The organism is Chryseobacterium viscerum, from assembly GCF_002899945.2.
GTDB lineage: Bacteria > Bacteroidota > Bacteroidia > Flavobacteriales > Weeksellaceae > Chryseobacterium > Chryseobacterium viscerum.
In genome coordinates, this window is the sequence record NZ_PPEG02000010.1 from 73097 (window position 1) to 94534 (window position 21438).

Consider the following 21438-nt stretch of genomic DNA (forward strand, 5'->3'; position numbering starts at 1 on the left):
ATGAATCCCAGAGTTTTAGAATTAATAAAAAATCCGAAAAATATTCAGTTAGAAGACCTTGGTCTTTTGAAAGAAGAGATTCACACTTTTCCTTATATTCAAAATATTAGGGCGCTTCATCTGTATGGAATACACCTGTACGAAAAAGAAAACTATCAGAAAGAGCTTTCTACAACCGCTGCGTATACTACAGATAAGAAGATTTTATATCAACTGATCAACGGAAAGATCAGACAGGAGTCAAAACCTGAAATTGTTGAAGATAAAAAACCTGTCAAAGCAGTTGAAAAACCTGCTCAATATGCCCCGAAGAGCAAATCTTTTCCTATTAAAAGAGAAGAAGAAGTCTCTTTGGAAAAACAAGCAGATGAGCAAGCCCATGCATGTGTCCTGCCAATTTTACAAGACGTAAAACCTATTTATGTAAACGGTGAACGAAACAGAATTTTATTTGAAGGAGAAGAGAACTTCCTGGATGAAGAAAATTCTGAGATCATCGATATTGAATCTACCCTTGAATCAGGAACCTTGGTAACCCAAAAGACTGAGACTGTTGTAGAGCAGCCGGTTCAGGAACAAAAAGAAGAAATTCAGGCTGAAATAGAGGAGAATGCAGGAGAAGACTTTACACCGGAAACGATCATTCATGAAGATCAGATTTCTTCAGAAAAAGAAGAAGAGAAAATAAATGAAGTAGAAAATGTAAGTTTCCATGAAGTAGAACCCTTATTGCCAGAAGTAAATGTTGACGAAGAAGTCACAGAAGAACCTGAAAGTATAGCAACAACAGACAATCTTGAAGCTGTATCTGATCAAGAGCTGCCGATAGAAGAAATAGATGCTGAAGTAAGCTTTCACGGAACAGACTCGTTTATGCCTGATGTTAAAATAGAGGCAAATAGCGGAGAGACTGTCGAAGTGAGTGAAATTTCCCAACCCAATGTGAATAGGCATGAGGAGGAAATGAGACGTCTGATTGAAGAGGTGGAGAAAAAAATGAAGGAGACTAAATCTGTTTCTCAGGAAGAAGAACCAGAGCCGGAAACCATTGAAGATCATGAAATAAGCTTCGCTGAAACGCAAAATTTCCATTTTTGGTCAACAGGCCAGGAAGAGCCTGGAGAAACAAAAGAAGAGCCAATACAGGAAGAAATTGTTGAAAATCAATTGCCCGTAGAAGAGGAATCTAAAGTTGAAATTACTGAAGAAAAACAAGAAGAACAAGAAAAAGTTACCGAAGTTCAGTCTGCATGGAAGCCAATGAGTTTGGAATCCAATATGCCAGATTCATTAATCAGCAAATCAACAGAAGGATCAGCTCCTGAAATAAAAACTCCTGCAGCAGAAATAATTCCTGCAACAGAGGCGGAAGTAATACTCGAAGAGCCACAACCAAAGGAAACGGCTGAAACTATTATAGAAACGGCTAAGGAAGAAGCTGTGCCTGTAGAAGAAGAAACAGAAACTATTGAATCTCCTAAAGAAGAGAAAGCAGCAGAAGTTTCAAAAGAAGACGCCCCTGTGATGAATGTATCTTTCTTCGGAACCGACATTTCTACCCTTAAGGTTGAAGAAAAACAGCAGGAAAGTAAAGAAGAACCTGTAGAAAAAGTACAGGAGGTTACCATGAAAAATACCCCTCAGCCATCGGCTGATAGCAATGTTCCCGGTTTTATCAATACATGGCAAAGCTGGCTAAAGATTGACAGAGTTGAAGAAGTCGAAAAAGACAAATCAGAAGTTAAGGAGAAGGCTATTGAAGCCTTTATCGAAAACAATCCTAGGATCAGTCAGTTAAAAGAAGAAAGCAGCTATGTTGTTAAAGAAAAGAACAGTGATATATCACATTTGATGACAGAGACGCTGGCCAAACTTTATTTTGAACAGAAACTCTATACAAAAGCGATAAAAGCATTTGAAATATTAATCAAAAAGAATCCTGAGAAGAAAAAATATTTTGAATCTAAAATTCAGGATATTAAGGATTTCAGAAGTAAGAATTAAAAATTAAAAGGTACTGCTTATAACGGTACCTTTTTTATTTATATATTTTGAGGCTTGTCTTTATTGCCTCTCAGTTTTTTCCAGGCCTTCCGCCCAAAAACAATAACAAGAATTAAAATAATTATTGCAAAAATTGCGGCAATCACTGGAGCAGCCATTGCAAGAACAGACATAAGACCCGCTCCTGCCGTCTCTGTCGTTCCTACCACAGAATTCCCCAGTCCGCCTGTAGTAGCCGTAGAAGCGGCCCGTATTCCTGCAAATCCGGTACTGATGGTTGCTGCTGTACCACCACCTGCAATTAATGCCATTGCCCATTGCGGGAAAGTTCCAAGTTCGGTAAACTGGCTGGCAAATAATATAGAACCAGCAACTGTAGCCATAGGAATAGATACCGTATCCAGCAGATGATCAATAAAAGGGATATAATAAGCAAGGATCTCTGCAACCGTGGCAATTCCTGTTGTTATAAGCGCAGGTAAGCCTGCAAGCCACTCAAAATGCTCATTCATGGGAATCCAGTTGAAGTAAGAAGCCAAACTTACAACAAACATGGGGAGAAATACCCGGAAGCCTGTAGCCGCCGCCAATCCAATGCCAATAAAAGCACTGATTATATAAGAGAAATAGGGAACATTATCTAACATATTAATTTTCAGATTTATTGTTTTCCCTAAAATTACAAAAACTATATGATATTTGGAGTGCTGTTAATTGCGGAATTCGGGATGCGAGTTTCCAGATACGGGATTTGGGTTTCGAGCTTCGCTATTTATGATTTACTATAGAATAAAAAAAATATCCACATAATCATTCGTGTAAATCTGTGTGATCTGTGGGAAAATAAAAAACCTGTCTGATTCGCATAATCTGCGAGATAAATTACCTCACAGATCTCTTATTCTAATGAAAAAATTACTTTTTCTGCGCTTCACAAAGCTTTATAAACTGAGCCTCCACGTCCTGAAATTTCGGGGGCATCTCAGAAGAAACCCAAAATACCATCGCCATTGTTTTCTCTCCGAAAGCGAGCTTAAATAAATCCTTATTCAAACGGTAGCACTCTCTCAGCAGTCTTTTGATACGATTTCTGTGTACGGCTTTTTTAAAATATCTTTTAGAAACAGAAACTCCAAATCTTGCAGATTCTACAGAAAGGGTGGGCTTATCTTTCAGAATGATGATTCTCAGATTGCCATTGGTTCTCCATTTGCCTTTATCAAAAAGCAAACCGATTTCCGTGTTTTTTTTGAGCTTTTCCGCTCTGGGATATTGAGAATTTGTCATTGACGGAGTTGTAATTGTAATTTTTATATTTTTTCTCCCACTATTTCACAAATTAATACACAAAGTTGCTTTTGTACATCTGCGAAATAGGTGGGGAAATATGTTAATCCTGATTTAATAAATGATTAATCACTTCTGAAGCAGTGTACAACCCGAAAATGGCAGGCATATAACTTATTGTTCCGTAAAATGATCTTTTATAATTGGTTCCGTCAGTCATTTTCAAACTTTCTTCATCCTGGATATCATTGGCAAAAACACAACGAACTCCTTTGTCGATTTTTACTTTTTTCAGCCTTTTTCTTACCTGTCTTGCAAGGTGGCAATGTTCAGTCTTACTGATATCCCTTACCAATACTTTGCTTGGATCGGTTTTTCCGCCGGCTCCCATTGAGCTTACTATTTTTATCCTTCTTCTTTTGGCTGCGATAATCAAACTAAGTTTTGGCGTAACGCTGTCGATGCAGTCCAAAACATAATCAAATTTTGCAGAATCCAGAACTTCATCCATTCTTTCAGGATTTAGAAACTCATTGATTTTGGTTAAATTAAGCTGTGGATTGATGTCAAGAAGTCTTTCAGCAACAACTTCCACCTTGTGTTTTCCAACAGTAGAATGTAAAGCAGGAAGCTGTCTGTTGATATTGGTAATATCTACAGTATCACCATCCACTATCGTCATATTTCCCACTCCGGCTCTTGCAAGAAATTCAGCGGCAAAAGAACCTACTCCGCCCAGGCCTACAACAAGCACGTTCGCTTTTATCAGATTTTCCAATCCATCTTCCTTTATCAAAAGTTCAGTTCTTTCCAGCCAGTATTTATCCATTTTTTATTGAGTGTAAATTTTCTAAAATTTGTTCATTCAGTTGTTCCAAAGAAATTCCTTTTATTTCTGAAACCTTACCATACAATTCTTCGATGTTAAAATCTTCATTGTCAGTTTCTAAAAACAATTTGTCTAATGGAGTGTTTTTTAAAATATCCTGCAAAGATAAATTATACAAAACAGCTTTTCCAAAACTCAGATAAAAATTATTAGCCAGAAGGTCTTCGGCAATTTGTCTTTTTTTATTGAAACCATGGATAATCATGGGCTGTTCGGCCTTCTTCTTAAAAGAAATAACCTCGTAAAATTTTCTTACACAATGGATGATAAGAGGCTTTTTTACCTCATTGGCTATCCTTATCTGTCTTAGAAAAACTTCTTCCTGAATTTTCTGATCTACAGAAACCAATGAATCCAACCCACATTCTCCAATGGCGAAACAGTTCTCCAGCATCATACTCCTCATCCATGAAAACTGTACTTCTATATTGTTTATATCAATATCATTGGGGTGTATACCAATAGAATAAGGAAAATCCGGCGGAATATTTTCTATCCCAAGATTGTAGATTCCGTTCCTGATATATTTCTTATGATGATGAAAATCAAAAAATTCCATATTCAAAAATAGCATTTTTCAGATTTAATCTAAAATTATTAAACAATCGTTTATAAATGTGTTAAAAATTTCTTAACTTTACTCAAAGTGCACTTCATGAAAAAAAAATTTACAGAAAAACAGATTCACATACTGGATATTGCGGAAGAGCTTATCGCCAAAAAAGGATACGAGGGTACCTCTGTGAGAGATATTTGTTCTAAAGCCAATATTAATGTAGCCATGATCTCTTATTACTTCGGTTCCAAAGAGAAAATGATGTCTTATCTCTATCAGTACAGGGTACTGAAGACCAGAGAGAATTTCTCGGAATTTGCAGACACCATCAAAGAAGGAAAACCGGAGATGCAGATGAGAGAAATGATCAAATATATTGTTTCCCAGCTATTTAAATACAATTATTTCCATGGGTTTGTGACTCAGGAACTTCGCCATACAGAAAATCTGAAAGATGAACTGCTTGATTTTTACCAATTATTCGTAAAAAAACTGGATGAAGTCATTAAAAAAGGTGTTGCTTCCGGAGTTTTTACCTTTACACCCAAGCCCGAAGATATCCTTACCATGATTATCGGATCCACTTTATTTGTGATCAGGAATAAAAACTTTTATGAATTGTATGTTCCGAGTAAAAATGAAGAAACCTATACCAAAGAAGCTGAGAAGAAGGTGAGAATGAATCTTTTATTAAGTGTTTTTGCTATTTTGGGATACGCTGCAGACTAAAATTACGTTAAATATTCATAAAAAAAAATCTATTGACAAAAAAGTTATATTTTTGCAAATTAGTAAATCGGCTGTGTAACCCGAAAACTGTTGAATTTTTTATATGAAAAAATATATTTTAGGTCTTTTTGCTGTAGCAGTGATTTCATCTTGTGTAAGCCAGCAGGAAAGAGCAATGAGGAGTGCTGATAAAGAGTTTATCTTAAAGGCGGCTAATGAAAACTTCGCTAAGAAAAAGTGGAAAAATGCATTGGCTCTCTATGACAGACTTGCTAATCTTGTGGCAGGAACTGATGATTTTCCTAATGTAGGTTTCAACACTGCTTATGCCAACTATTATGACAAGAGTTATAAGCTGGCAGGTCACCAGTTTAAAAACTTTGCCGTTAGTTTTCCAAAAGATCCAAGAGCAGAAGAAGCAGCTTACATGTCTGCATTGTGCTACTATGAAGGATCTATGGATTACAACTTGGATCAGTCCAGTACAGAATTGGCGATCAATGAACTTCAGGACTTCCTGAACAATTATCCGAATTCCGAAAGATCTAAAAATATCAGTCAGCTTATTGATGAGTTGTCTTATAAGCTTGAATTTAAAGCTTATGAAAACGGAAAACAGTACTATAACATGGGAGAGTACAAAGCCGCGAATGTTGCTTTGGAAAATGTTTTGGAAGATTTTCCAAGTACAAAGCTTCGTTCAAAAATTTATGATTATATCATGAAGGCCCGTTATGAACTGGCTGTAAAATCGATATATGGTCTTAAAGATGAACGTATTGAAAGTGCATTGACTTATACTAAACTGGTAGAGAAGGAACTTCCCAATACAGAATATTCTAAGACGGCTACCGATCTAAGAGAAAAACTGGAAAAGGAAAAGCAAAACTTTGTGGTGGTTAAAAAACAAACTGAAGCAAGAATTGCAGCTTTAACAGCAAGACAGAAAAAAGAGGCTGAAAAAATGGCCGACAAAGATAAAACTGAGCAGCAAGTTAAAGATCAAATCAGCAATGAAAAGAAAGCAATGCAGTTACAGAGGGACAGTGCAGCACTTAAGACCCCTCCTCCGGCAGCGACTTTCAAAATCCAAAGATAATTCGTAAATTTGCCATCTTAAATAAAAATAATTTTCTCAAAATGAGTGTAAAAGATACAAAAGCCGAAGTAAATACAATTACTTACGACAAAGATAAGATTGAAGATAAAGTAGGTTCAATCTACGAAGCTATTGTTATCATGGGAAAGAGAGCAGAGCAGATCAATGCGGAGATCCGTACGGAACTTCACAACAAACTGGATGAATTTGCCGTTCACAATTCTACATTAGAAGAGGTTTTCGAAAACAGAGAACAAATTGAGATCTCTAAACATTACGAAAAGCTTCCAAAACCAACTTCAATTGCTATCGAAGAGTGGTTAAACGAAGATATCTATTTCAGAAAAACAGAAGACAGAAAATAATCATCTGTGTTTTAATAAATCAAGGTCATAAAAGAATTCATTTCTTTTATGACCTTTGTCGTTTTAAAGCCTGATTGTGTGGGAAAAAATAAGTACTTTAGTATTTCAAAAAATTAGAACTAAATGAGTGTTTCCGGTAAAAAGATACTTATCGCGGTCTCTGGAGGAATTGCAGCCTACAAAATTCATTTCCTGATCAGAGATTTTGTAAAAAAAGGAGCTGAAGTACAGGTTATCATGACCCCAGATGCAGAACATTTTGTGACGAAACTAAGCCTGTCTACGTTGTCCAAAAAACCTGTGTATTCAGACTTTTATGGTGATAACGGAACCTGGAACAGCCATGTAGAAATGGCGCTTTGGGCAGACGTAATGATTGTAGCTCCCTGTACTGCCAATACACTGTCTAAAATGGTTCATGGGATGTGTGACAATCTGGTTATTGCAACTTATATGTCAGCAAAATGCCCGGTATTTATTGTACCTGCAATGGATCTGGACATGTATGTACATCCTTCTACAAAGAAGAATTTAGAGCTTGCAGAAAGCTTTGGACATATCATTATTCCTGCAGAAAACGGAGAATTGGCAAGTGGATTGATCGGCCAGGGAAGAATGGCAGAACCGGCAACTATTTTTTCTACTGTTAAGAATTATTTTAATTCAAATATCCATTCAAAAAGTCTTGAAGGGAAAACTGTTTTAATCACGGCAGGACCTACCTATGAAGCCCTAGATCCTGTAAGATTCATCGGAAATCATTCATCAGGAAAAATGGGGTTTTCACTGGCTGAAGAAGCTTCAAAAAGAGGAGCAAGAGTTATTTTGATTTCAGGACCAAGCTTCCAAACCCTAAACGACCCAAAGGTTGAACTTCATAAAGTGACTTCAGCAAAAGAAATGCTGGCAAAAGTATTTGAATTTTATGACGGGATAGATATCGGAATTGCAAGTGCTGCCGTAGCAGACTATGCACCCAAAGAAGTGGCTAAAGAAAAAATCAAGAAGAATGACGATAGTCTGACCATAGAATTGGTTAAAAATCCGGATATTCTTAAAACGATGGGGGAGAAGAAAACACACCAGTTTCTGGTAGGATTTGCCCTGGAGACGCAGAATGAAGAAGAAAATGCAAAAGGAAAGCTGGAAAAGAAAAATCTGGATATGATTGTTCTAAACTCTTTGCGTGATGAAGGAGCAGGTTTTAAAAATGATACCAACAAAATCAAAATATTTACCAAAACGGAAAAGAAAGAATTCAATCTGAAATCCAAAGATGATGTAGCGAAAGATATTCTCAATTTTGTTGAGTCTCAACTTTTAAAATAATTTTAATAAATTTCCGTTCTCAATTTTTAATAGACAATGAAAAAAATTATAAGTTTATTTTTTCTGTTTTTCATATATACCCAAAGTTTTTCTCAGGAGCTGTTGGCTACTGTTCAGGTAAACTCCCAATTGGTAGGAGGAAGTAACCAGCAGGCGTATAAAGCATTGGAAAAAAGTCTCAGAGACTTTATCAATAATACCAGCTGGACTGGGAAAAAACTTCAGAATTTTGAGAAAATAAAATGTGGTTTTTCTGTTGTTATTGGGGAAAGAGATGGCAATAGATTTAAAGGATCCATTGTTGTTCAGGCCATGCGTCCTGTTTATAATACGACCTATGAATCTCCTCTGCTGAATCTTCAGGACCAGAGATTTGGTTTTGAATATATTGAAAATGAAAGTCTTATTTTTAATGAAAGACAGTTCTCGGGTAAGAATTTGACAGATGTTGTCAGTTTTTATATTTATGTTATTTTGGGCTTAGACGGTGACAGCTTCCAGTCGATGGGAGGATCCCAATGGTATGCAAAAGCACAACAAATTGCACAGAATTCTCAGAACAGAAACTATGAAGGCTGGAATACCATCAATGAGCCAAGAAGCCGTTCTATATTGATTAATGAAATTATGAACCCCAATTGGAGCCAGCTGCGTTCTACCATTTATACGTACCACAGAGCAGGAATGGATAACCTTTTCAACCAGGACCAGACTGCCGGTAAAAAAGTGATTTTTGATGCTCTTATGCAGTTGAAAATGTACGAAAATACTTTTCAGCAGGCATTTTTCTTCAACCAGTTTCTGGATACAAAAAGTGATGAAATCTTTAATATCTTCAATTCCGGCAATAACGGAGGCTTGATTCTCAATGATCTGAAGCAGACCATGATTATTCTTTCTCCGAAAAATATTGACAATAAGTGGAATAAATGGAAGGTATAAGGTTGACACTTATAAAAAACCTATAAAATTACTGACAGACCATTTGATTTTAGGTGAAAAATAGAATACTATAATTGAGCAGAATGCATAAAAACATTTTCTCACTTCATTAAAAAAAAACCTATTTTTACAGTTCAAATTCAAATTGAACCATAACCCGGATTATCAATGCTTTCGAGAATTTACATTAAAAACTTTGCCCTGATTGATACCCTTGACGTATCATTGAAGAATGGTTTACAGGTTATTACCGGTGAAACAGGAGCCGGGAAATCTATTATTTTAGGGGCTCTCCGTCTTATTTTAGGAGAAAGAGCAGATGTAAAATCCATTGCTAAGACCGAAGAAAAAAGTGTAGTTGAAACAGAGTTTTCACTCAACAACCAGTTTAAGAAATTCTTTATCGAAAACGATCTGGATTATGAACTTCAGACGATTATCAGACGAGAAATCCTTCCATCAGGAAAATCGCGTGCATTTATTAATGACGTTCCTGTAACATTGGATATTCTTAAGGAGCTTTCTTCGCAGCTGATTGATATCCACTCCCAATTTGAAACATCCAATCTTTTTACATCAGAATACCAGTTTAAAATTATTGACGGACTTTCTGACAATAAAAAGATTATCGAAGACTATCAACAGACATTTTCTGAATTTCAGACCCTTAAATTACTGTTGAAAAAACTGAAAACTCAACTTTCAGAATCCAATAAAGAAAGTGATTATAAAGAATTTTTACTCAATGAACTGGAGGAGCTGAAACTTGATGATGTAGACTATGAAGATGTTCAGAACCAGCTTTCTATTCAGGAAAATGCAGGAATGATTTCTGAAAATGTAGGTCAGATCCTATCGAGATTCCATCAGGAAGAAATAGGAATTTTGTCTTTCTTTCATGAAGCGACCCACAAACTTTCAAAAATCTCTGAAGTTTCAGCCAGTTTTGCAGAACTTGATGAAAGGCTTGAGACTTCTTTTGTTGAGCTTAAAGATATAATTTCCGAACTTGAGCATACCGCAGAGAGAGTTGAAATCAATCCTGAAAATCTGTTATATCTTACCGAGCTTAATAATAAAATCAACGCCTTATTTCTTAAACATAATGTTTCGGATCTTAATGAACTGATTGAGATCAGAAACCAGCTGGCAGGAGATCAGAAAGGAGCTTCAGAACTGGAAGCACAGATCGAAGAAACAGAGGGGAATATTTCTCAAAAAGAAAAAAAACTTCAGAATCTCGCGGAAAAGCTTTCAAAGAACAGAACGAAAAATGTTCCTGTTTTCATCAAAAAAGCAGAAGGACTTCTGAAAAAATTAGGGCTGGAAAAGGCAAAGGTAGATATAGAACTGCAGGATGCAGACGAATTCAATCAATTTGGAAAAGAAAATATCCAGCTGTTGTTCCAGGCCAATTCCGGGTTTCCTTTAAAACCGATTCAGACTGCCATTTCCGGAGGTGAAAGATCTAGAGTGATGCTTGCTGTAAAGAAGATTATTGCAGAAAGTGATGAGCTTCCAACCCTTATTCTGGATGAAATTGATACCGGAGTTTCAGGGAAAGTAGCTGAAGAGATCGGAAATCTTATGAGAGAAATGTCCGAAGACATGCAGCTGATCGTTATTTCTCACCTGGCACAGGTTGCCGCTAAAGGAAACGACAACTATAAAGTCGTCAAACAGGATGTTTCAGGCAGAACACAATCTACCATTATACCTTTGAGCGACGAAGAAAAACTCAATGAAATTGCTCAATTGCTTTCCGGAAGCAAAATTACCGAAGCTGCTTTAGCACAAGCAAAAGAATTAATTGGCTAGAAATCTGTAACATATTTTATTTTATATTTACTAATGTATAAAAACTAAAATATGTTTCTAAAGTTCCTTAGGCTTGAAATCAAAAGCTTCTTCCGTGGTACATCTTTAGGGATCAATCTGGCCATGAAGATATTCCGGTTCATCGGAATTCTCTATTTCATGGGATGTCTCGTAGGCGGGGCTTTTATTGCTTTTTTCTATGTAAAGGAAGAAATGCACCAGGATCCTTTAAAAGTAGTCTCAAAATTCATGATTGTTGCCTGGATCATTGATCTGGTCATTAAATATCTCTGGCAGGAAATTCCTACACAGAATATTAAGCCGTTTCTTACCATGAATGTCAGGAAGAATACACTGGTCAATTATATGCTGTCCAAAACCTTTCTTTCAGCATTCAGCTGGCTGAGTTCTCTATTCTTCATTACATTTTCATTGATTGCTTTATTTAACGGATATAGCATTTTAGGAATTTTGGTGTGGCTTATAGGAGTTATTTCATTACTCTATCTGAATAATTTCATCAATATTTTCTTCAACGGTAAAGAAACACTGGCAATCATCATAGGAGTTTTCTTTTTGGGAATCGGAGCTTTGGCATATTACAATATCGTTCCGGTTCTGTCTTATTCTGAATCTGTTTTCTACAGTTTCTATGAAAAACCTTACTTTGCTTTGATCCCTGTTTCCCTGTTTGTGATCTTGTGGTGGCTTTGTTTCCGTTATCTGCGTAAAGAATTTTATCTGGATCAGGGACTTGAAGCCAAAAAGACAATAGGAAAAACCGAAAATATTGCTTTCTTAAATAAATATGGAGCTACCGGAACATTTATCAATAATGATATTAAAATGTTAAGACGGAATAAAGTGGCCAAAGGTATTCTTCTGGGAAGTTTTATGTTCCTGTTCTATGGATTGCTGATGTTTTCGTCTTCTCTATACAAAACTCCGGCGATGATGATGTTTATGGGTCTTTTTGTAACAGGAGGTTTTCAGTTTCTGTTTGGACAGAGGGTTCCAGCTTTTGACAGTTCCTATTATCCATTGATGATGACCCTGAATGTTCCGTACAAAGACTATTTAAAGGCCAAATGGTGGCTGATGAATATTGTAACGGGAGTTTCTATGATTGTAGCGCTATGCTATGCGTATTTTGGCTGGGAGGTCTATATTACATTCTTCGCTGCAGGACTATACAATATCGGAGTCAATTCTCAATTCACCTTATGGTCCGGGGCTTTTAATAAAAATCAGATCGATCTTAATTCAAAAGAGAAAAGGATGGGGCAGAAAGGAAGTTTCAATCTGGCAGCGATGCTTCTGCTGATTCCAAAAATGCTTCTTCCAATGGGGGTATTTGCGTTAGCAAAATATTTCTCAGGAATTACAGGAGGTGTAATAAGCATCGCCATTATCGGTATTATAGGATTTTTCATGAGAGAGAAAATCTTCAATATTATCGTAAAACTTTACAAAAAAGAAAAATACAGCACAATTGACGCATTTAAAAATAAAGGTTAAGCCATGATCAACATACATAATTTATCAAAAACATACGGAACGGCAACCGTTCTTAATATCGAACATCTTGACATTCCAAACGGAGAAACATTTGGTCTTGTAGGAAACAACGGGGCAGGAAAAACAACTCTTTTTAGCCTGATGCTTGATTTGATTCAGGCGACTACCGGATCTGTAAGCATTGACGGAATCAAAGTCAGTGAATCTGAGGCCTGGAAGAATAAAGTTTCAGCCTTTGTAGATGACACTTTTCTTATCGGCTATCTCACGCCTGAAGAATATTTTTACTTCATTGGAGAGCTGAGAGGGCAAAACAAAGCTTCAATAGATGAATTTCTGAAACCCTTTCACGATTTCTTCAACGGTGAGATTCTAAAATCAGGAAAATATATCCGTGATCTTTCGAAAGGAAATCAGAAAAAAGTAGGAATTGTAGGAGCCATCATTGGAAATCCTGAAATTATTATTCTGGATGAACCTTTTGCCAACCTGGATCCGTCCACACAGATCAAACTTAAAAACCTGATCAAAGAACTGTCTAAGCAGGATGGTGTTACTTTCCTGATATCCAGTCATGATTTGTCTCATACTACGGAAGTCTGCAACAGGATTGTGGTAGTGAACAAAGGGCTACTGGTAAAAGACATTCAGACCAATCCGGAAACGTTGAAAGATCTGGAGCAATATTTTGCAGATCAGGTTTCAATTTCGGATATTTAGTACATTAAAAACAGACGTTTATGAATAGGGCAGAATCACAAAATGTAACAGATTATCCTAACAGCAATACGATTTTCATGGTGTGGAAACTTCATGATGATCCTCAATTGAAGGAGGTCTTTCAACAATTGTGTGCATTGGTACTCAACCTTAATAATTCGGTTTTCAACAGATTCCCGGACAGCAGAGCAAGCTGTGTAATGGGTATTGGAGCTGAAGCATGGAAAAAATTGGAGCTTCCGACACCTCCACCAAAAGAACTGACCAATTTTGAAGAGATCAAAGGGATAAAACATACCGCTGTTTCCACTCCGGGCGATCTTCACTTTCACTTAAGAGCAGATAATAAAAGTCTGATCTTTGATATGGCTATTGAAATATCAAATGTATTGAGCTCAGTTGCTGAAAGCATTCTGGAAATTCACGGGTTTAAATATTGGGATGCACGTTCTATTCTAGGTTTTGTTGATGGAACGGAGAATCCTCATGGTGAAGACCGTGATTATTTTGCAAAGATCGGAGACGAAGACTCTCAATATAAAGATGGAAGTTATCTTTTCGTTCAGAAATATCTTCATAATATGGCTGCCTGGAAAGGGCTTTCCACAGAAGATCAGGAAAAGGTGATCGGGAGATCAAAGCAAAATGATATTGAAATGTCTGATGATGTGAAACCTGCTAACTCCCATATTGCTTTAGCCAATATCGAAGGTGAAAACGGAGAAGAATTGAAAATTGTCAGAGATAATATGCCTTTTGGAAGTCCTTCTTCTAATGAGTTTGGGACTTATTTTATTGCCTATTCAAGTACATTTACGACCACCAAAAAGATGTTGACCAATATGTTTGTAGGTGATCCCCCGGGAAACTATGACAGAATCTTAGATTTCAGTACAGCAGTTACAGGAACGCTTTTCTTTGTTCCTACCCGAAATATGCTTGATGAATTCTCAGGATAAAATATAAAAAGGCTGTCTCACTCTGAGGCAGCCTTTAATCAATTATTTTTACAGAAACTATACAAAATTCTCAGATTTTTATGATTTGTATATTAAGTTATTAATGCTTGATTTTCAGTATTATAAATACTGTTTTGGAACAGTGTCGTTATTAAGTAAATAAAAAATATTTTTTTAAGTTGTAACCTTTTTTTGTTTTGATTGTCTTTAAAGTAGAAACAGCATAAGCATGAAACTTTTGTTCGGAAATAAAAAGAATGATTTGTTGAGCCTCCTGAAGAAACAGGATCCGGCTGCACAGAAGATTTTCTATGAACAGAATGTGAAGAGATTCCTGAGTGTAAGCAAAAGCTATGTGAGCGATTTGTATCAGGCGGAAGATTGTCTCATTAAAGCATTCTGCAAAATTTTTAAGCACATAGAAACCTTCAGAGAAGAGTCGAACCTGGATAGCTGGGCAAGAAGAATTGTGGTGAATGAATGCCTGAATTTTATCAAAAGCCACAAAACAGTATTCTATCTGGACGAGATCAACCAGTCTTTTCACGAAGACATCCACGAACCGGAGATTGATTGTGATTTTAATGCGCAGGACCTTTTGGATCAGCTTCCCGATGCCTACAGAATGGTTTTTAACCTCTATGTGCTGGAAGGGTACTCGCATCAGGAAATTGCTGATACTTTGCAGATTTCAATGGCTGTAAGCAAAACACAGCTGTTCAGAGCAAAAGAAAAATTAAGAAAGATCTACTTTCAACAACAAAAAAAATTGAAAAATGAAAACGTCTAAAGATAATCTTGAATTTCAGATCAAAAGACAGATTGAAGAAAGAGAAATAGCTCCATCCAGAGATTTGTGGTCAGAAATTGAACTTCAGAATAGGAGTACTCACCACCCCAAATCAAGAGTAAACTGGTTTTTGGTGGCTGCATGTTTACTTTTGACATTGAGTTTGGGAACCGTTCTGCTTTTTCTTAATCAACCCTCAGAAATTCAACCTGGAATTGTAAAAACGACAGAAAAAACGGACACCGATAAAATGGTGACTGAGCCTGCTCAAAATAATACTCCTTTAGCTGTTCAGGACGATGAAAAAAAGGAAGTAAAGAAAACGCTTTCCCAAGATAAAGAAGAAGTGATTTCTGCAGTGGCGATAGGTGAAAATAAACTTATTCCTAGAGAAACTGCCGTAAAGAAGCTGGAGATTCCTCAACTTTCTCACCCTAAACTCATAGCAAAAGCCGATTCTTTGAAAACTCCGGTTAAAAAGAAAAAATATGTAGATCCTTCTACACTTCTCTTTTCAGTAGAACATAAAGATGTTATTGAAAAAACCAAGGATGGAAGTAACGTAGCGACTACTATCGATTTGAATGCCAGATAATTTATCCGTAAAAAATTAAAAATTAATAATATGATCAAGAAATTAATCGTAATGGGATTGGTATGCTTTTCTGCAGCATCATTCCATGCACAGAAGAAGGCGCTGAATATTAACCTGTCTTCTAAAAAAGATACCGAAGTAAGCCCTATTGTAAAAGAGAAAGTGGAAGAATATGCCACAAAGATCAATACCATTATTCAGGAAGAAAAAAAATTGATGGAAGGTGAACTTGCCGTTTTACAGGCCAGAAATCTTGATAAAGCAGATTTTGACAGAGAGAAGGCCCAGATTGCAGACCGTTATTCCGAGAAAATGGATAAGAGAATTGAAGAACTGGGATTTGATCTGGATGATGTTATTCAGAAGCAGGTAAGATATTCACTTTTGAATACCGATGTTACCTCAAAAGAAGATCTTAAAGAAAAGTTGTTAAAAAAATTCCGTCCCAGCAGAAGCTTTACGGGCTATTTCTCTTACGGAATCATGACATTGACAAATAGTTCTCCCGACAATGTTCTCGATAAAAATATTGGATATGCCAATAACCTGGAATTTGGTTTGAAACTGAATTATCAGCTAAGCAGAACAAGTCCATGGGCCGTTATTTCAGGGTTAGGATTTTCATGGAGAACCCTGAGAGCAGACAATAATATGTACTTTACAAAAAGTGCTGACCAGGGAGTTGCTTTGGCACAGGCTAATGAAAATCTGGATAAAAGTAAGCTGAGAACAGGATATATTATCGTTCCTCTTGGTATGCAGTATAATTTTTCCAAGCTTAAAAATGCAGGAATGGATATCCAGTACAGAAGCTATTATACAGGATTTAAAGTAGCAGCCAATGTATATGGAGGAGTAAAAATGTCAACAAACAATATTGTAAAAGGAAATGATGGCGAAACCAGAGACCGCGGAAATTATCAGGTAAATCCTTTTGTGTATGGAGCACAGTTTACTGTATCGTATAACAGCTTTAGCTTATTTGTTAAAAAAGACTTTAGCAACTTCTTTAAAGACAGTCATTTTAAGGATGATAAAGCACTGATATTCGGCTTAGCCATTGGATTAGATTAAATAAACATTGAATGTAAATTAAAAACTCCGGGAATGAATCCCGGAGTTTTTACATTGTATCAGTTATAGAATCATTATTTTAAACTTCCTACCATATCTTCTGGTTTTACCCATTCGTCAAACTGCTCAGCAGTCAACAAACCAAGATTGATAGCTTCTTCTTTTAGAGTCGTTCCGTTTTTATGGGCAGTTTTGGCAATTTTAGCGGCATTTTCATATCCAATGTGAGTATTTAAAGCCGTAACAAGCATTAACGATTTATCTACAAGCTCTTTAATTCTCTCATGATTCGGTTCAATACCTACAGCACAGTGATCATTGAAAGAAATACATGCATCAGCGATCAATTGGGCAGACTGTAAGAAATTATAAGCCATTACCGGTTTGAAAACATTCAGTTCATAATTCCCCTGAGTTCCTGCAAACGAAATGGTCGTGTCATTTCCTAAAACCTGAGCACAAACCATTGTTAAAGCTTCATTTTGAGTAGGATTTACTTTTCCTGGCATAATTGAAGACCCCGGCTCATTTTCAGGAATGTGAATTTCCCCGATCCCGGAACGTGGCCCTGATGCTAAGAGTCTCACATCCTGAGCAATTTTATATAAAGAAACGGCAAGCTGCTTCAGTGCACCGTGGCTTTCCACAATAGCATCATGAGCTGCCAGCGCTTCAAATTTATTTTCAGCGGTAATGAAAGGATGTTTTGTAAATTGAGCAATATATTCGGCAACCTTTACATCATAACCGTTAGGTGTATTCAATCCTGTTCCTACGGCTGTTCCGCCTAATGCAAGTTCAGAAAGGTGAGGCAGAGTGTTTCTTAAAGCTCTTAATCCATATTCTAGTTGAGCGACATATCCTGAAAATTCCTGTCCAAGTGTAAGTGGAGTAGCATCCATCAAATGGGTTCTTCCGATCTTTACAACATCTTTGAATGCTTTTGATTTCTCAGCCAGTGTATTTTTTAACTTCTCTACTGCCGGAATGGTTACCTCCACTACTTTTTTATAAGCAGCAATGTGCATAGCAGTAGGATAGGTATCATTGGAAGATTGGGATTTGTTGACGTCGTCATTCGGGTGAACCTCAGATTTGTCACCCAATGTTCCGCCATTATTGACATGAGCTCTGTTTGAAATGACTTCATTGACATTCATGTTCGATTGTGTCCCGGAACCTGTCTGCCAGATCACCAAAGGAAACTGGTCGTTTAGTTTTCCTTCCAGAATTTCGTCACACACGTTGGCGATCATATCTCTTTTTTCGGCAGGAAGTACTCCCAGCTCAGTATTGGTAAAAGCGGCAGCCTTTTTCAGATAGGCAAAAGCTTCAATGATCTCATGCGGCATTGAACCTTCAGGTCCGATTTTGAAATTATTTCTTGAACGTTCCGTCTGTGCACCCCAAAGTTTGTCTGCAGGAACCTGCACTTCTCCCATGGTGTCTTTTTCTATTCTGTAATTCATTATGGTTGAAATTTGTATGATCTGTTGATGATAAAATCCTAAAACCCCTTCACATTATTGAATTTTAATGCAAAAAATAATGTTAGGCTTTCATTTATTTAGCTCCTATAAAGGTACTTATAAACTCAGAAACCCACAATTTATAATCATTATAAATATCAATTTAAATGACTGATTTTACTCATATTTTTTTTAATGAGGCGTATTTTTGCACAAACAAAAATTGAATGGACTTTAGATATCAGGATCCGTATCCAATTCAGAAAGATGATACGGTGTATAAGAAGCTTACATCAGACTATGTAAAGGTTGAAAAACTAGGTGACAGAGAAATTTTAACAATTGATCCGAAAGGATTGGAGTTATTAGCTGAAGAAGCGATGGCAGATGTTTCTTTCATGCTTCGTTCTTCACACCTGGAAAGCCTTAAAAGAATCATTGATGATCCTGAAGCTACAGATAACGACAGATTCGTTGCTTACAACCTTTTACAAAATGCTGCAGTAGCTGTTGAAGGAGCTCTTCCTTCATGCCAGGATACAGGGACAGCCATTGTAATGGGGAAAAAAGGAGAAAATGTATATACAGGAGTAGAGGATGGGGAATACCTAAGCAAAGGAATCTTCAACACCTATCAAAAAAGAAATTTAAGATATTCTCAGGTAGTTCCTTTAACGATGTTTGATGAGAAGAATTCAGGATCTAACCTTCCTGCACAGATTGATATCTATGCTAAAAAAGGAGATTACTATGAATTTCTATTCTTAACTAAAGGAGGCGGTTCAGCCAATAAAACATTCTTATACCAAAAGACAAAATCTTTACTGAACGAAAAGTCTCTTGAAGAATTTGTTAAAGAAAGAATCTCAGATCTTGGAACAGCGGCCTGCCCACCATACCACTTGGCATTGGTAATCGGAGGAACTTCAGCAGAAGCCAATCTTGCTGCAGTAAAAAAAGCATCCGCTAAATATTATGACCACCTTCCAACAGAAGGAAATGAAGCTGGACAAGCGTTCAGAGATCTCGAATGGGAAGCTAAAGTTCAGAAAATCTGCCAGGAAAGTGCAATCGGAGCTCAGTTTGGAGGAAAATATCTTACTCACGACGTAAGAGTAATCAGACTTCCGAGACATGCTGCATCTTGTCCGGTAGGAATGGGAGTTTCTTGCTCTGCAGACAGAAATATTAAAGGAAAAATTACAAAAGAAGGGATTTTCCTTGAGCAGCTTGAGCAGGATCCAAAAAGATTCTTGCCAGATACTCCTCCACACTTAGAAGAAGCAGTTGAGATTAACCTGAATAAGCCGATGCCGGAAATCCTTGCTGAGCTTTCAAAATATCCGATCAAAACAAGATTGAAACTGAACGGAACATTGATCGTAGCAAGAGATATTGCTCATGCAAAAATCAAAGAAATTATCGATAGCGGGAAACCAATGCCTGAATATTTCAAAAATCACCCGATCTATTATGCAGGACCAGCAAAAACTCCGGAAGGAATGGCTTCAGGAAGTTTCGGACCTACTACTGCCGGAAGAATGGACGTGTATGTAGACGAATTCCAAAGCCACGGAGGAAGTATGATCATGCTTGCAAAAGGGAACAGAAGTAAAGATGTTACCAATGCTTGTGGTAAATACGGTGGTTTCTACCTTGGATCTATCGGTGGTCCTGCGGCGATTCTTGCAAAAGACAATATTGTGTCTGTAGACGTAGTAGACTTCCCGGAATTAGGAATGGAAGCGGTAAGAAAAATCGAAGTAAAAGACTTCCCTGCATTCATCATTACCGATGATAAAGGCAACGATTTCTTCGCGAATCTTGCGCACTAATTAGTTTAAAATTAAAATAAATAAGAAAATAGAACATGTATCTTTTGTGTAAAAGGGAAAAAAGTTCTATTTTTGCCTAAAATCTTTAAGAGAATGATAACGATATTATCAGCATTTTGGCCGTTCTACCAGTTCCTTTGGACTATATTCTTCATTACTATGTTCTTAGTAGGATTCTGGTGTATTTTTATGTTCTTCGGATTAGTAATCCCAATGTGGCTAACTGAAGGTTTGAAAGAGTATTTTGGAAAAGTAAAGCCTTTCGATCCTGAAGATATCAGAAGAAAGCTTATTACTGAGCAGGAAGGTGTAGAAGTTATCTATAACGAACCTAAAGGAAACGGACCTTTCCTTCACGATCACGGACATCATCATTAATTGATTGTCATTGCTTTTTCACCTGAATTCTGAAAAAGTAATATCAAAGCAAAACAACATATACAAAACCGCTTAAGCAATTAAGCGGTTTTTCTATTTATTATTTCTCAGGCTTTCCGGTGATACCCCAAATTTCTTTTTAAAAGCCCGTGTAAAGTTCTGCAGGTATTCATAACCGCATTCAATGGCGATCTCTTTGATCATAATATTTTTATCGGGAATCAACTTTTTGGCTTTCAGCATTCTGAGTTCCGATATATAATGAGCAATCGTTGTATGGTACTGAGCCTTGAATTCTTTTCGGATGATATTCTGATTCATCCCAATATATTTCCCTATTTCTTCCGCTTTTATATTTCTGTGGTAATTTTCATCAATGAATTTTCTGATTATTTCAGGGGTCTTTGGATTGGATTCCAGTATATTCTTTTCATTGAACTGTTCGAAAATAAGAATAAGAAGCTTAATGATCTTAGCCTCTATAAATAATTTCTGCATGATTCCTTTCTTGGTATAGCCCAGAATCTCTTTTATGATCATGTGCATTTCAACCGTTATGTCAGGAGGTGTTTCTTTATGAAGGAAAATAAAATTATTATGAGTCATATTTTCCAGAACTTCTGCGTTCTCGAGATTAAGATCCGGATTGATGAGGTTAAAAATGTATTGATAATTGATTTGAATCTGGAGATATTTCAAAACCTCCTGATTTTCTGTCCATAGTTCAGCAACACTTTCGTTAGGCGAATAATGAAGGATATATTGATTTTTCCTGAATAAGAATTTCGTTCCACAGTCGTGAGCTTCCAGATTGATACCATCACTTAGCAAGAAAATAAGATTAAAGCTTGACTTCCCTTCCAGCATATGAGACTTGAAGGTTTGGTCAGGACACAGGTCTTCCTGCATGATGATTTTGATGTCTTCGGATCTGAACAAAAGTCCACTTTTAGAATGATTCCTCATACAACACATTTTTACAGCCATGGTACAACTAACTTAAGGTAAAAGTACCGCGTGGGATAACCAAAAGTTCGGAAATGATAACTCGGGGTTAATTATGTGAGGTACTTTTGCGCAAA

Annotated in this window: 21 protein-coding genes; 15 read left to right on the top strand and 6 right to left on the bottom strand. The window is 36.7% G+C overall.

What is annotated here, in order from left to right:
- Positions 1-2004 carry a tetratricopeptide repeat protein gene (locus C1634_RS21480; protein ID WP_103231453.1) on the top strand — a complete coding sequence of 668 codons (2004 nt, stop codon included), beginning with the start codon at positions 1-3 and terminating at the stop codon, positions 2002-2004.
- 38 nt (positions 2005-2042) lie between these two features.
- On the opposite strand, the gene C1634_RS21485 is transcribed toward C1634_RS21480, so the two are convergent.
- From C1634_RS21485 to C1634_RS21500, 4 genes are all read right to left on the bottom strand, one after another.
- The gene (locus C1634_RS21485) at positions 2043-2651 is read right to left on the bottom strand and encodes a DUF4126 domain-containing protein (protein WP_103231452.1); all 609 of its coding nucleotides are present in this window, start codon (positions 2649-2651) and stop codon (positions 2043-2045) included.
- A 268-nt stretch (positions 2652-2919) separates the two neighbouring features.
- Positions 2920-3291, bottom strand: coding sequence for a ribonuclease P protein component (gene rnpA / locus C1634_RS21490; RefSeq protein WP_103231451.1), 372 nt, complete (start codon positions 3289-3291; stop codon positions 2920-2922).
- A gap of 103 nt (positions 3292-3394) precedes the next feature.
- On the bottom strand, positions 3395-4120 hold the full coding sequence (locus C1634_RS21495; RefSeq protein ID WP_103231450.1) for a tRNA threonylcarbamoyladenosine dehydratase: 726 nt from the start codon (positions 4118-4120) through the stop codon (positions 3395-3397).
- Positions 4113-4739, bottom strand: coding sequence for a TatD family hydrolase (locus tag C1634_RS21500; RefSeq protein WP_103231449.1), 627 nt, complete (start codon positions 4737-4739; stop codon positions 4113-4115). The genes C1634_RS21495 and C1634_RS21500 overlap by 8 nt, the downstream gene beginning before the upstream one ends.
- Positions 4740-4835: 96 nt before the next feature.
- On the opposite strand from C1634_RS21500, the gene C1634_RS21505 reads away from it, so the two are divergent.
- The 12 genes from C1634_RS21505 (at position 4836) to C1634_RS21560 (ending at position 16674) form a co-directional block, all read left to right on the top strand.
- Positions 4836-5465 (top strand): TetR/AcrR family transcriptional regulator, encoded by a 630-nt coding sequence (locus C1634_RS21505; RefSeq protein ID WP_047097234.1) that lies wholly within the window; start codon positions 4836-4838, stop codon positions 5463-5465.
- A 103-nt stretch (positions 5466-5568) separates the two neighbouring features.
- Positions 5569-6564: an outer membrane protein assembly factor BamD gene (locus C1634_RS21510; protein ID WP_103231447.1), complete on the top strand. Its 996-nt coding sequence runs from the start codon at positions 5569-5571 to the stop codon at positions 6562-6564.
- 41 nt (positions 6565-6605) lie between these two features.
- Positions 6606-6929 (top strand): DNA-directed RNA polymerase subunit omega, encoded by a 324-nt coding sequence (locus C1634_RS21515; protein ID WP_027372958.1) that lies wholly within the window; start codon positions 6606-6608, stop codon positions 6927-6929.
- A 123-nt stretch (positions 6930-7052) separates the two neighbouring features.
- On the top strand, positions 7053-8258 hold the full coding sequence (gene coaBC / locus C1634_RS21520) for a bifunctional phosphopantothenoylcysteine decarboxylase/phosphopantothenate--cysteine ligase CoaBC (RefSeq protein ID WP_103231446.1): 1206 nt from the start codon (positions 7053-7055) through the stop codon (positions 8256-8258).
- A 36-nt stretch (positions 8259-8294) separates the two neighbouring features.
- A complete protein-coding gene (porD, locus tag C1634_RS21525; protein ID WP_103231445.1) occupies positions 8295-9200 on the top strand; it encodes a type IX secretion system protein PorD in 906 nt (301 codons plus the stop codon).
- Between the two features lie 168 nt (positions 9201-9368).
- Positions 9369-11018 (top strand): DNA repair protein RecN, encoded by a 1650-nt coding sequence (locus C1634_RS21530; RefSeq protein WP_109739111.1) that lies wholly within the window; start codon positions 9369-9371, stop codon positions 11016-11018.
- A gap of 51 nt (positions 11019-11069) precedes the next feature.
- Positions 11070-12536, top strand: a complete 1467-nt coding sequence (locus tag C1634_RS21535) for a DUF5687 family protein (RefSeq protein ID WP_109739112.1) — start codon at positions 11070-11072, stop codon at positions 12534-12536.
- Positions 12537-12539: 3 nt separating this feature from the next.
- Complete coding sequence (locus C1634_RS21540) at positions 12540-13256, top strand: ABC transporter ATP-binding protein (RefSeq protein WP_103231442.1); 717 nt, start codon at positions 12540-12542, stop codon at positions 13254-13256.
- A gap of 20 nt (positions 13257-13276) precedes the next feature.
- Positions 13277-14215, top strand: a complete 939-nt coding sequence (locus C1634_RS21545) for a Dyp-type peroxidase (RefSeq protein ID WP_103231441.1) — start codon at positions 13277-13279, stop codon at positions 14213-14215.
- A 229-nt stretch (positions 14216-14444) separates the two neighbouring features.
- The gene (locus C1634_RS21550) at positions 14445-15005 is read left to right on the top strand and encodes an RNA polymerase sigma factor (protein ID WP_103231440.1); all 561 of its coding nucleotides are present in this window, start codon (positions 14445-14447) and stop codon (positions 15003-15005) included.
- Entirely contained in the window at positions 14992-15600 is a 609-nt protein-coding gene (locus tag C1634_RS21555; protein ID WP_103231439.1) for a hypothetical protein, read from the top strand. Before C1634_RS21550 ends, C1634_RS21555 begins: the two co-directional genes overlap by 14 nt.
- Before the next feature lie 30 nt (positions 15601-15630).
- Entirely contained in the window at positions 15631-16674 is a 1044-nt protein-coding gene (locus C1634_RS21560; protein WP_103231438.1) for a porin family protein, read from the top strand.
- Between the two features lie 74 nt (positions 16675-16748).
- On the opposite strand, the gene fumC is transcribed toward C1634_RS21560, so the two are convergent.
- Positions 16749-18143: a class II fumarate hydratase gene (gene fumC, locus C1634_RS21565; protein ID WP_103231437.1), complete on the bottom strand. Its 1395-nt coding sequence runs from the start codon at positions 18141-18143 to the stop codon at positions 16749-16751.
- 227 nt (positions 18144-18370) lie between these two features.
- Between fumC and C1634_RS21570 the strand changes: the two genes are divergently transcribed.
- Both C1634_RS21570 and C1634_RS21575 read left to right on the top strand, forming a co-directional pair.
- Complete coding sequence (locus C1634_RS21570) at positions 18371-19978, top strand: fumarate hydratase (RefSeq protein WP_109739113.1); 1608 nt, start codon at positions 18371-18373, stop codon at positions 19976-19978.
- A 93-nt stretch (positions 19979-20071) separates the two neighbouring features.
- Positions 20072-20356, top strand: a complete 285-nt coding sequence (locus tag C1634_RS21575) for a hypothetical protein (RefSeq protein WP_171006268.1) — start codon at positions 20072-20074, stop codon at positions 20354-20356.
- A gap of 93 nt (positions 20357-20449) precedes the next feature.
- Here the strand turns inward: C1634_RS21575 and C1634_RS21580 are convergent, their stop codons facing one another.
- Positions 20450-21322 (bottom strand): helix-turn-helix domain-containing protein, encoded by an 873-nt coding sequence (locus tag C1634_RS21580; RefSeq protein WP_165835378.1) that lies wholly within the window; start codon positions 21320-21322, stop codon positions 20450-20452.
- Positions 21323-21438 lie beyond the last annotated feature (116 nt).

Bases quoted from the DNA above. Each gene is read 5' to 3' on its own strand.
- C1634_RS21485 (WP_103231452.1), bottom strand. From the start codon at position 2,651: ATGTTAGATAATGTTCCCTATTTCTCTTATATAATCAGTGCTTTTATT.
- C1634_RS21555 (WP_103231439.1), top strand. From the start codon at position 14,992: ATGAAAACGTCTAAAGATAATCTTGAATTTCAGATCAAAAGACAGATT.
- C1634_RS21570 (WP_109739113.1), top strand. From the start codon at position 18,371: ATGGACTTTAGATATCAGGATCCGTATCCAATTCAGAAAGATGATACG.
- C1634_RS21550 (WP_103231440.1), top strand. From the start codon at position 14,445: ATGAAACTTTTGTTCGGAAATAAAAAGAATGATTTGTTGAGCCTCCTG.
- C1634_RS21480 (WP_103231453.1), top strand. From the start codon at position 1: ATGAATCCCAGAGTTTTAGAATTAATAAAAAATCCGAAAAATATTCAG.
- C1634_RS21535 (WP_109739112.1), top strand. From the start codon at position 11,070: ATGTTTCTAAAGTTCCTTAGGCTTGAAATCAAAAGCTTCTTCCGTGGT.
- C1634_RS21540 (WP_103231442.1), top strand. From the start codon at position 12,540: ATGATCAACATACATAATTTATCAAAAACATACGGAACGGCAACCGTT.
- C1634_RS21530 (WP_109739111.1), top strand. From the start codon at position 9,369: ATGCTTTCGAGAATTTACATTAAAAACTTTGCCCTGATTGATACCCTT.
- C1634_RS21505 (WP_047097234.1), top strand. From the start codon at position 4,836: ATGAAAAAAAAATTTACAGAAAAACAGATTCACATACTGGATATTGCG.
- C1634_RS21575 (WP_171006268.1), top strand. From the start codon at position 20,072: ATGATAACGATATTATCAGCATTTTGGCCGTTCTACCAGTTCCTTTGG.
- fumC (WP_103231437.1), bottom strand. From the start codon at position 18,143: ATGAATTACAGAATAGAAAAAGACACCATGGGAGAAGTGCAGGTTCCT.
- C1634_RS21560 (WP_103231438.1), top strand. From the start codon at position 15,631: ATGATCAAGAAATTAATCGTAATGGGATTGGTATGCTTTTCTGCAGCA.
- C1634_RS21500 (WP_103231449.1), bottom strand. From the start codon at position 4,739: ATGGAATTTTTTGATTTTCATCATCATAAGAAATATATCAGGAACGGA.
- C1634_RS21510 (WP_103231447.1), top strand. From the start codon at position 5,569: ATGAAAAAATATATTTTAGGTCTTTTTGCTGTAGCAGTGATTTCATCT.
- coaBC (WP_103231446.1), top strand. From the start codon at position 7,053: ATGAGTGTTTCCGGTAAAAAGATACTTATCGCGGTCTCTGGAGGAATT.
- C1634_RS21495 (WP_103231450.1), bottom strand. From the start codon at position 4,120: ATGGATAAATACTGGCTGGAAAGAACTGAACTTTTGATAAAGGAAGAT.
- C1634_RS21545 (WP_103231441.1), top strand. From the start codon at position 13,277: ATGAATAGGGCAGAATCACAAAATGTAACAGATTATCCTAACAGCAAT.
- rnpA (WP_103231451.1), bottom strand. From the start codon at position 3,291: ATGACAAATTCTCAATATCCCAGAGCGGAAAAGCTCAAAAAAAACACG.
- C1634_RS21580 (WP_165835378.1), bottom strand. From the start codon at position 21,322: ATGAGGAATCATTCTAAAAGTGGACTTTTGTTCAGATCCGAAGACATC.
- porD (WP_103231445.1), top strand. From the start codon at position 8,295: ATGAAAAAAATTATAAGTTTATTTTTTCTGTTTTTCATATATACCCAA.
- C1634_RS21515 (WP_027372958.1), top strand. From the start codon at position 6,606: ATGAGTGTAAAAGATACAAAAGCCGAAGTAAATACAATTACTTACGAC.